Genomic DNA, 9,186 nt, shown 5'->3' on the forward strand with positions numbered 1-9,186 from the left:
ACGATCGCCTCCTGGGACCGCGACCTGGACGCGCTCGCCGGGGAGCTGCAGCGCGCTCGCCGGAGCGTCACGGACGTACCTCTCCCGGTGACCCTGACCGCGTCGCAGGTGCTGCGCCTGGCCGCCGACCCGGACGGACTCGCCCAGGAACTCGCGCGCCCCATGCCCAGCCCGCCCCAGCCGGCCGCGCGCCGGGGCACCAGGTTCCACGCGTGGGTGGAGGCCCGCTTCGAGGAGCTGACGCTGCCCTTCCTGGAACCGGACGAACTGCCCGGCGAGGACGCGGAGATCGCCGACGAACGCGACCTGGAGGCACTCAAGGACGCCTTCGAGCGCACCGAGTACGCCCGCCGCACCCCCTACCGCGTCGAGGCCCCCGTCCAGCTCACCCTCGCCGACCGCGTCGTACGGGGCCGCATCGACGCCGTCTACAAGGACGGCGACGGCGACAGCGCGACGTACGAGATCGTCGACTGGAAGACCGGCCGGGGCCATGACGGCGACCCGCTCCAGCTCGCTGTGTACCGGCTCGCGTGGGCCGAGCAGCACGGTGTGCCCGTGGAATCCGTCACAGCGGCGTTCGTCTACGTGCGCACCGGCGAGGTCGTACGACCCGCGAATCTGCCGGACCGGGCCGCGCTGGAGCGCCTGTTGACCCAGGAGGACGCCCTTCAGGACGGCACGGGGGAGCGGACAGCGCAAGTAAACCGTGCATAAGTACCCGGCCGGGATGTCGGTGCGGCCGGATAGGCTCGTGACCATGAGCCAGACCCCGGACAGCGCCGTCCGCACGTACATCGAGCGCCACCGTGCGGCGTTCCTCGACGACCTCGCCGAGTGGCTGCGCATCCCGTCGGTCTCGGCCCAGCCCGACCACGCGCCCGATGTCCGCCGCAGCGCCGACTGGCTTGCCGCCAAGCTCCAGGAGACCGGCTTCCCGACCGCAGAGGTCTGGCAGACGCCCGGCGCGCCCGCCGTCTTCGCCGAATGGCCGTCCGGCGATCCGCAGGCACCCACCGTCCTGGTCTACGGCCATCACGACGTGCAGCCCGCCGCCCGCGAGGACGGCTGGGACAGCGACCCCTTCGAGCCGGTCGTCCGCGAAAACCGTCTCTACGCGCGCGGGGCGGCCGACGACAAGGGCCAGGTCTTCTTCCACACCCTGGGCGTGCGCGCCCACCTCGCCGCCACCGGCCGGACCGCCCCGGCCGTCAACCTCAAGCTGCTGATCGAGGGCGAGGAGGAGTCCAGCTCACCGAACTTCCGCGCCCTCGTCGAGGAGCACGCCCAGCGGCTCGCCGCCGACGCCGTGATCGTCTCCGACACCGGCATGTGGTCCGAGGACACCCCGACGGTCTGCACCGGCATGCGAGGGCTCGCCGAATGCGAGATCCGGCTGTACGGCCCCGACCAGGACATCCACTCCGGCTCCTTCGGCGGCGCCGTGCCCAACCCGGCCACCGCCGCCGCCCGCCTCGTAGCCGCCCTGCACGACGAGCACGCGCGCGTGACGGTCCCCGGCTTCTACGACGGCGTCGTCGAACTCACCGGCCGCGAACGCGAGCTCTTCGCCGAGCTGCCCTTCGACGAGGAGAGCTGGCTGCGCACCGCCAAGTCGCACGCCACCCACGGCGAAGCCGGGCACAGCACCCTGGAGCGCATCTGGGCCCGCCCCACCGCCGAGGTCAACGGCATCGGCGGGGGCTACCAGGGCCCCGGCAGCAAGACGATCGTCCCGTCCTCCGCCTTCGTGAAGCTGTCCTTCCGGCTGGTCGCGGGACAGGACCCCGACCAGGTGGAGAAGGCGGTCCGGGTCTGGGCCGAGGAGCGGGTACCCGCGGGCATCCGTCACGAGATCACGTTCAGCCCGGCCACGCGCCCGTGCCTGACCCCGCTGGACCACCCCGCCCTGCGGTCCGTCGTGCGCGCCATGGGCCGCGCCTTCGAAGGCACCGTCCGCTTCACCCGCGAGGGAGGCTCGGGACCCGCCGCCGACCTACAGGAAGTCCTCGACGCCCCGGTGCTCTTCCTGGGCATCTCCGTGCCCTCCGACGGATGGCACGCCCCGAACGAGAAGGTCGAGCTGGACCTCCTCCTCAAGGGCGTCGAAACCACCGCGTACCTCTGGGGTGACCTCGCCGAGACCTGGCGCCATGCGCCCTGACGACCTCGAACGGTCCGGAGCCACACCGCGCGCGGGGCACACTGGACATGCCGCCCCGCACGGCGACACCGCACCGGACCCGGTCGCCCCCTGCCGCACGTCCCGCTGAACCGCCCGCCGAAACAACCGTTCCACCGGGGGAGTTGGAAGCACCCGTGACCACCTGGACCGACCAGAACGCTGACCGACCCATCTCGCTCACCGCCCCGAGCGGCATCGACCGCGCCGCCCACCACCGGCTCGACGAGGCCTGGCTCGCCGCGGCCTGGAGCCACCCCACGACACGCTGCTTCGTCGTCTCCGGCGGCCAGGTCCTCATCGACGAGACGTCCGACGGCCGGACCGAACTCGTCATGACGCCCTCCTTCGAGGCCCCCCTCACCGAGGCCCACCGCTACTTCCTGGGCACCGACGACGACGGCGTCAGCTACTTCGCCCTCCAGAAGGACGCACTCCCCGGCCGTATCGACCAGTCCGCCCGCCCCGCGGGCCTTCGCGAGGCAGGACTGCTGCTGTCCCCGCGCGACACGGGCCTCATGGTGCACGCGGTCGGCCTGGAGAACTGGCAGCGCACCCACCGCTTCTGCTCGCGCTGCGGCGAGCGCACGGTCATCGCCGCAGCCGGCCACATCCGCCGCTGCCCCCCCTGCGGCGCGGAGCACTACCCGCGCACCGACCCGGCGGTGATCATGGCGGTCACGGACGAGGAGGACCGCATCCTGCTCGGCCGTCAGGTCCACTGGCCGGAGGGCCGCTTCTCGACGCTGGCCGGCTTCGTCGAGCCCGGCGAGTCCATAGAGGAGACGGTGCGCCGGGAGGTCTTCGAGGAGGCAGGCATCACGGTCGGCCAGGTCGAGTACGTCGCCAGCCAGCCCTGGCCCTTCCCGTCCAGCCTCATGCTCGGCTTCATGGCCCGCGCCACCTCCACCGTCATCGACGTCGACGGCGACGAGATCCACGAGGCCCGCTGGTTCTCCCGCGACGAACTCGGAGCGGGCTTCGAGTCCGGCGAGGTCCTGCCTCCTTACGGCATCTCCATCGCGGCCCGCCTGATCGAACTCTGGTACGGCAAACCGCTGCCCATCCGTACCTTCACGTGACACGGCACGAAGAGGGCGGCCCCGGAGTTCCAGGGGCCGCCCTCTTCGCCGTACCGCCGCGACATCCGGCGCGTTACGCGCCGATCTTCTGCTTGACCTGAGCCAGCGAAGGGTTCGTCAGCGTGGAGCCGTCCGGGAACAGCACGGTCGGCACCGTCTGGTTTCCGCCATTCGCCTTCTCCACGAACGCCGCGGACTCCGGGTCCTGCTCGATGTTGATCTCGTTGTACGTGATGCCCTCGCGGTCCATCTGGCTCTTCAACCTGCGGCAGTAGCCGCACCACGTGGTGCTGTACATCGTCACAGTGCCCGGCATGTCTCTCGCGCTCCTTCGGCGACTCGGGGGATGTGGGGTCGCGGAGAGGGAACGCACGAGGAGGCACCGCCATTCCCGCGAGCGGCCCCGGACCACTGTGACGCCCACCGCGAGCGGGTACGACGCCCGCCACGGGTAGCTGTGACGCCCGCCGAGAGGCGCTGTGATGCCTGCCGCATTAATACGACTGCCGGTGCCTCCCTGTGGACAACCGGCTCGGCTGTCTCCGGTGACCTGGCAGCATGGCTGTGTGACAGCAGCAACGCACTCCACTCTTTTCCCGCAGGTACCGGACTCGGCCGACGCGGTGCTCGAAGGGCTCGACCCCGAGCAGCGCGAGGTGGCCACCGCCCTGCACGGACCGGTGTGCGTGCTGGCCGGAGCCGGTACCGGCAAGACCCGCGCGATCACCCACCGCATCGCCTACGGGGTGCGCGCGGGCATCCTGCAGCCCTCCAGCGTCCTCGCCGTCACGTTCACCAACCGTGCGGCCGGAGAGATGCGCGGGAGGCTGCGGATGCTCGGAGCCCAGGGCGTCCAGGCCCGCACCTTCCACTCCGCTGCCCTGCGCCAGCTCCAGTATTTCTGGCCGAAAGCGATCGGTGGCTCGCTGCCCCGGCTCGTCGACCGCAAGGTCCAGATCGTCGCCGACGCGGCAGCCGCCTGCCGCATCCGGCTCGACCGGGGCGAGCTGCGGGACACCACCGCCGAGATCGAGTGGTGCAAGGTCACCCAGACCGTCCCCGCCGACTACCAGGCGGCCGCCGCCAGGGCCGGCCGCGAGACCCCCCGCGCGCCCGCCGAGATCGCCCAGCTGTACGCCGCCTACGAGGACCTCAAGCGGGAGCGAGGCGTCATCGACTTCGAGGACGTCCTCCTGCTGACCGTCGCCGTCCTCCAGGACCGTCAGGACATCGCCGAGCAGGTCCGCGCCCAGTACCAGCACTTCGTGGTCGACGAGTACCAGGACGTCAGCCCCCTCCAGCAGCGGCTCCTGGAGCTGTGGCTCGGCGACCGGGACACCCTGTGCGTGGTCGGCGACGCCAGCCAGACGATCTACTCCTTCACCGGAGCCACCCCCGACCACCTCCTCGACTTCCGTAGCCGCCACCCCGGAGCCACCGTCGTCAAACTGGTGCGCGACTACCGCTCCACCCCTCAGGTCGTCCACCTCGCCAACGGTCTGCTGTCCCAGGCCCGCGGCCGGGCCGCCGACCACCGCCTGGAGCTGATCTCCCAACGCACGCCGGGACCCGAACCCGTCTACACCGAGTACACCGACGAGCCCGCCGAGGCCGAGGGCGCCGCCCGCCGTATCCGCGAGTTGGTCGACGCCGGTGTCCAGCCCGCCGAGATCGCCGTCCTGTTCCGCACCAACGCCCAGTCCGAGACCTACGAGCAGGCCCTCGCCGACGCCGGAATCCCCTACCAGCTGCGCGGCGCCGAGCGGTTCTTCGACCGCCCGGAGGTACGCAAGGCGATCAACGCCCTGCGCGCCGCCGCCCGCTTCGGCGGCAACGACGCCCTGCTCGAGGACGCCGTCGACCTCCCCTCCCAGGCGCGTGCGGTCCTGTCCGGCGAGAACTGGACACCGCAGCCGCCGGCCGGATCAGGTGCCGTCAGGGAGCGCTGGGAGTCCCTGGCCGCCCTGGTGAACCTGGCGCAGGACTTCACCGCCGCCAGAGCCGGTGCCACGCTCGCCGACCTGGTCGCCGAACTCGACGAACGGGCGGGCGCCCAGCACGCCCCCACGGTCCAGGGCGTCACTCTCGCCTCCCTGCACTCGGCCAAGGGCCTGGAGTGGGACGTCGTCTTCCTGGTCGGCGTCACCGAGGGCATGATGCCGATCTCCTACGCGCGCACCGACGAGCAGATCGAGGAGGAGCGCCGGCTGCTCTACGTCGGCGTCACCCGGGCCCGTGAGCGCCTCCAGGTCTCCTGGGCGCTCTGCCGTTCGCCGGGCGGACGCCCCAACCGCCGTCCCAGCCGCTTCCTCGACGGCCTGCGCCCGGGATCCGGCAGCACGGCGGGGCGCGGCGCCGCGGGCGGCGCCGGGGGCGTCGAGCGCGGCTTCCCGAGTGCGGCGGCGGGCGTGGTGGCGGCGGTGCCGCGCCGGAGCCCGCGCAGCCCGGCCCGCTGCCGGGTCTGCGGACGCACTCTGACCGACGCCGGCGAGATGAAGCTGATGCGCTGCGAGGACTGTCCCTCGGACATGGACGAGGGACTCTACGAGCGGCTGCGGTCCTGGCGCGCGGTCCAGGCAAGCCGGGCCGGGCAGCCCGCGTTCTGCGTCTTCACCGACAAGACCTTGATCGCGATCGCCGAGGCCGCCCCCGAGGAACCGGGCGAGCTGGCGCGGATCCCGGGCGTCGGCACGCGGAAGCTCAACCGCTACGGAACCGATGTCCTGGCCATCTGCGCAGGCCAGGACATCGGAGCCGAGGACGAGGACGACTGATCCGAACTCGTCGGAAAAATAGTTTGCGCATGCCCCGGCAGTCCCCATAGGTTCTTAGGCACGAGAACAGAGGCCTTCTCCGAGGCCAAGGTTCCGTGCTGTACTTGCATATCCGCCGGACCGGGTTCCATCCTGGTCCCCCGAGACGCCGAGAGGAGGCGATTCCAGTGATCATCATCAACAACAGCTCCGTCAGCACCGCCAAACTGACCGATCGCTCGATCGTCTCCGTGTGCACTCTCGCCGCCTCGAACCTGGGCACCGGTCTGTCCGGCATTCGTGCCGACCGGCCCGCGTCCCTCTCCGTCGCCCCCGCGGGTCTTGTTGTCCGCGAGCGCAGTGAGCGACCGACCAAGGCACTGGAAGCGGCAGTAGCGGCACAGGCGAAGGCCTATGCCTTTACGGCGACCGGTGCCGGAGCCCGGAAGCAGACGACGCAGCACCACCAGATGTGGGCCTTCCGTGGGCCAGAACCCTGGAGTGATCCAGCCTGACAGTCGATCAGGCCGGCGCCTTCAGGGCCGCGGAACCCCACCCGGGATCCGCGGCCCTTCTGTTTGTCCCGACCCGGGACGACGGAGCGAAGGGGCCTCGGGACAAGAAAAGAACCCGGTACCAAGCCGCCACCCGGCCCAACAGGGCCGGAACGACCAGACGAGGAAGACGAACCGTGCAACTCGAAGCGCACGCCCCGTCCGTACCGCCTTCCGAAACGATCCCCCCGCCCGGCCTCACGGAGGACTCCACCTTGACCCCGCTCACGGCGCTCACCGCGCTCGACGACGCCATCGAGAACCTCGGCGTACCCGTCCCCTGCCGCTCCTACGACCCGGAGGTCTTCTTCGCCGAGTCGCCCGCGGACGTGGAGTACGCCAAGTCCCTCTGCCGTACCTGCCCGCTGGTCGATGCCTGCCTCGCCGGTGCCAAGGAGCGGCGTGAGCCCTGGGGCGTCTGGGGTGGCGAGCTGTTCGTGCAGGGTGTCGTCGTCGCCCGGAAGCGGCCGCGTGGCCGCCCGCGCAAGAACCCGGTCACGGCATGAACACCATCGCAGGAACGATCGACCGTCCCGTCACGCACGACCCCAAGAAGCAGGCCCCGATGAAGCCGTCCACGAGCGAGCCCGCAGGCTCCGCGACCCAAGACGTCACCACCACCGGCGCGAACGACTCGCGTCAGAACAGGACCCGCGAGATGCAACTCATCCCAGAAGCCCTGGCTCGTGCGCATATGCACGACCGGCTGCTCGAGGCCGAGCAGGAACGCCGGGCCATGCGCCTGGTGACCGCTCGCCGGATGCAGCGCCGTGCCGAGCGCGCCTCGCTGCGTGCCCGGCGGGCGCTCGCCATGGCCGTGATGCAGTAATCCCTTACACCTGAAGCGGTGGCCTCCCGACAGGGGGAGGCAAAGCTCCCTCCGCGGGGGCCGGTCCGTCCGAACGGACCGGCCCCCGCGGCGCGTTGCGCCACGGAGAGCGAGGTGCGACCCGAGCGTGACCGAACCCTCGCGGCCGGATCCGGCCAGGTGCTCGGCAGCACCGGCGGTGGCTCACGCCTCCGCGACGGACTCCTCCACTTCCAGGCCCTCGTCGAGGACGAACCCCGGGAGCCACCCCTCCAGTTCCTCCCGCAGCCGGACGGTCGCACCGAGCTGGCACAGCACGCCGATCGTGCTCAGCGTCACCCGGTGTATCAGCAGGTAGGCCGGAGGAAGGTTGAGCTGCCGGCCCAACTGGTAGGCGGGGGAGCGCGGGTCGGCGATCCGGGCCGCCTGACTGCGCATCCAGTCCCGGGTGAACGTGAACTCCTCGACCAGCGCCGGTTCGATGATCGGCAGAAGGTAGTCGAGGACCGCGACGGGCTCCAGCTCGATGGACTCCTTGATGAAGCCCTCCTCGCGCAGCAACTCGTACACCGCGTCCGCCTCGCCGTCGAGCGTCATGCGCAGCGAGGCGCCGATCGGCTCGGGCAGACCGCCGGAGAGCCGGTCCACGGTGCCGAAGTCCAGGACGCCCAGGCGCCAGTCGTCCTCGCCGTCCGGACCCCCGGGCACGAGACGGAAGTTGCCGGGATGCGGGTCGGCGTGCAGGAGGCCGGTGCGGGCCGGCCCGGAGAAGAGGAAACGCGACAGCAGTTGGCCGGCACGGTTGCGCTGCTCGGGCGTGCCGCCGGCGATCACCTCGGAGAGGGGTACGCCGTCGATCCACTCGGTGACCAGAATCTGGTCGCACTGGTGGACCACCGCCGGGACCAGGACGTCGGGATCTCCCTCGAACTCCTCCGCGTGCGCCTGCTGGGCCTGCGCCTCCAGCCCGTAGTCCAGCTCCTCGGAGACACGGTCCCGAAGTTCGGTGATCAGCGGCTTGATGTCCATCCCGGGAATGAGGGGGCCCAACAGCCGCGCGAAACGACTGAGCTGGTTGAGGTCCGAGAGCAGGGCCTCACCCGCGCCCGGGTACTGGACCTTGACCGCGACCTCCCGCCCGTCGTGCCACACCGCCCGGTGCACCTGGCCGATCGAGGCGGCCGCGGCCGGTTTGTCGTCGAACTTGAGGAACAACTCGGCCCAGTCCTCGCCGAGTCGCTCCGCGAGCACGGCGTGCACCGTGCGGGTCGGCATGGGCGGCGCCGCCTCCTGGAGCTTGGTGAGGGCCGCCCGGTAAGGGCCGGCGACCTCTTCGGGCAGCGCGGACTCGAAGACGGACAGGGCCTGTCCGAACTTCATCGCGCCGCCCTTCAACTCACCGAGGACCTTGAAGAGCTGTTCCGCCGTGCGCTGTTGCAGCTCACGGCCGACGATCTCCGCGGACTCGCCCACGATGCGTTTGCCCAGGCCCCACGTGGCCCGGCCCGCGATGCCGAGCGGGAGCGCGGCGAGCTTGGCGGTCCGGGTGACCGCCTTCCGGGGAAGATCAGACATGCGCCCTCCAGGTCCCAGAAAGCCGCGCCGCGTCTGCCGTACGGCGTAACTCCTTCGAATGCCGTTGCCCCGCCATTGTCGCGCGCGACTCGGCGTCCTCGGAGGCGGTGTGTTCCTCGTTACCTTTCTCCGCTGCCCCGCACCCGCACGCGGGGTGCGCCCGAACCGGACGCGGATGCCACTGGAGGGCCGGTACGGAGACCTCCCAGCGCGCTCCCGAGCTGGACGGGAG

The 9,186-nt window shown here is 71.2% G+C and carries 9 protein-coding genes and 1 pseudogene; 7 read left to right on the top strand and 3 right to left on the bottom strand.

The window, feature by feature from the left end:
• From BZL64_RS30195 to nudC, 3 genes are all read left to right on the top strand, one after another.
• Positions 1-717: PD-(D/E)XK nuclease family protein (locus BZL64_RS30195; protein WP_143663352.1), on the top strand; the 717-nt coding region annotated here is incomplete at its 5' end.
• 43 nt (positions 718-760) lie between these two features.
• Positions 761-2,164 (top strand): dipeptidase, encoded by a 1,404-nt coding sequence (locus BZL64_RS30200; RefSeq protein WP_086772334.1) that lies wholly within the window; start codon positions 761-763, stop codon positions 2,162-2,164.
• A 155-nt stretch (positions 2,165-2,319) separates the two neighbouring features.
• The gene (gene nudC, locus BZL64_RS30205) at positions 2,320-3,264 is read left to right on the top strand and encodes an NAD(+) diphosphatase (protein ID WP_086772328.1); all 945 of its coding nucleotides are present in this window, start codon (positions 2,320-2,322) and stop codon (positions 3,262-3,264) included.
• A gap of 73 nt (positions 3,265-3,337) precedes the next feature.
• Here the strand turns inward: nudC and BZL64_RS30210 are convergent, their stop codons facing one another.
• A complete protein-coding gene (locus tag BZL64_RS30210; RefSeq protein WP_045559070.1) occupies positions 3,338-3,580 on the bottom strand; it encodes a mycoredoxin in 243 nt (80 codons plus the stop codon).
• A 250-nt stretch (positions 3,581-3,830) separates the two neighbouring features.
• On the opposite strand from BZL64_RS30210, the gene BZL64_RS30215 reads away from it, so the two are divergent.
• The 4 genes from BZL64_RS30215 to BZL64_RS30230 all read left to right on the top strand — a co-directional run bounded on the left by BZL64_RS30215 (position 3,831) and on the right by BZL64_RS30230 (position 7,400).
• The gene (locus BZL64_RS30215; RefSeq protein WP_244205555.1) at positions 3,831-6,038 is read left to right on the top strand and encodes an ATP-dependent DNA helicase UvrD2; all 2,208 of its coding nucleotides are present in this window, start codon (positions 3,831-3,833) and stop codon (positions 6,036-6,038) included.
• Positions 6,039-6,205: 167 nt separating this feature from the next.
• Positions 6,206-6,532: a hypothetical protein gene (locus BZL64_RS30220; protein WP_167396216.1), complete on the top strand. Its 327-nt coding sequence runs from the start codon at positions 6,206-6,208 to the stop codon at positions 6,530-6,532.
• 176 nt (positions 6,533-6,708) lie between these two features.
• The gene (locus BZL64_RS30225; RefSeq protein ID WP_086772331.1) at positions 6,709-7,077 is read left to right on the top strand and encodes a WhiB family transcriptional regulator; all 369 of its coding nucleotides are present in this window, start codon (positions 6,709-6,711) and stop codon (positions 7,075-7,077) included.
• Positions 7,074-7,400 (top strand): hypothetical protein, encoded by a 327-nt coding sequence (locus tag BZL64_RS30230; protein ID WP_086772332.1) that lies wholly within the window; start codon positions 7,074-7,076, stop codon positions 7,398-7,400. Before BZL64_RS30225 ends, BZL64_RS30230 begins: the two co-directional genes overlap by 4 nt.
• A gap of 183 nt (positions 7,401-7,583) precedes the next feature.
• On the opposite strand, the gene BZL64_RS30235 is transcribed toward BZL64_RS30230, so the two are convergent.
• Both BZL64_RS30235 and BZL64_RS41465 read right to left on the bottom strand, forming a co-directional pair.
• Positions 7,584-8,954 (bottom strand): ABC1 kinase family protein, encoded by a 1,371-nt coding sequence (locus BZL64_RS30235; RefSeq protein ID WP_086772333.1) that lies wholly within the window; start codon positions 8,952-8,954, stop codon positions 7,584-7,586.
• Positions 8,947-9,186 (bottom strand): annotated as a pseudogene (locus BZL64_RS41465) (ThiF family adenylyltransferase); the annotation flags it as partial. The gene BZL64_RS30235 and the pseudogene BZL64_RS41465, both read right to left, overlap by 8 nt.

Source organism: Streptomyces bobili, from assembly GCF_002154575.1.
In the GTDB taxonomy this organism is placed as follows: domain Bacteria; phylum Actinomycetota; class Actinomycetes; order Streptomycetales; family Streptomycetaceae; genus Streptomyces; species Streptomyces bobili.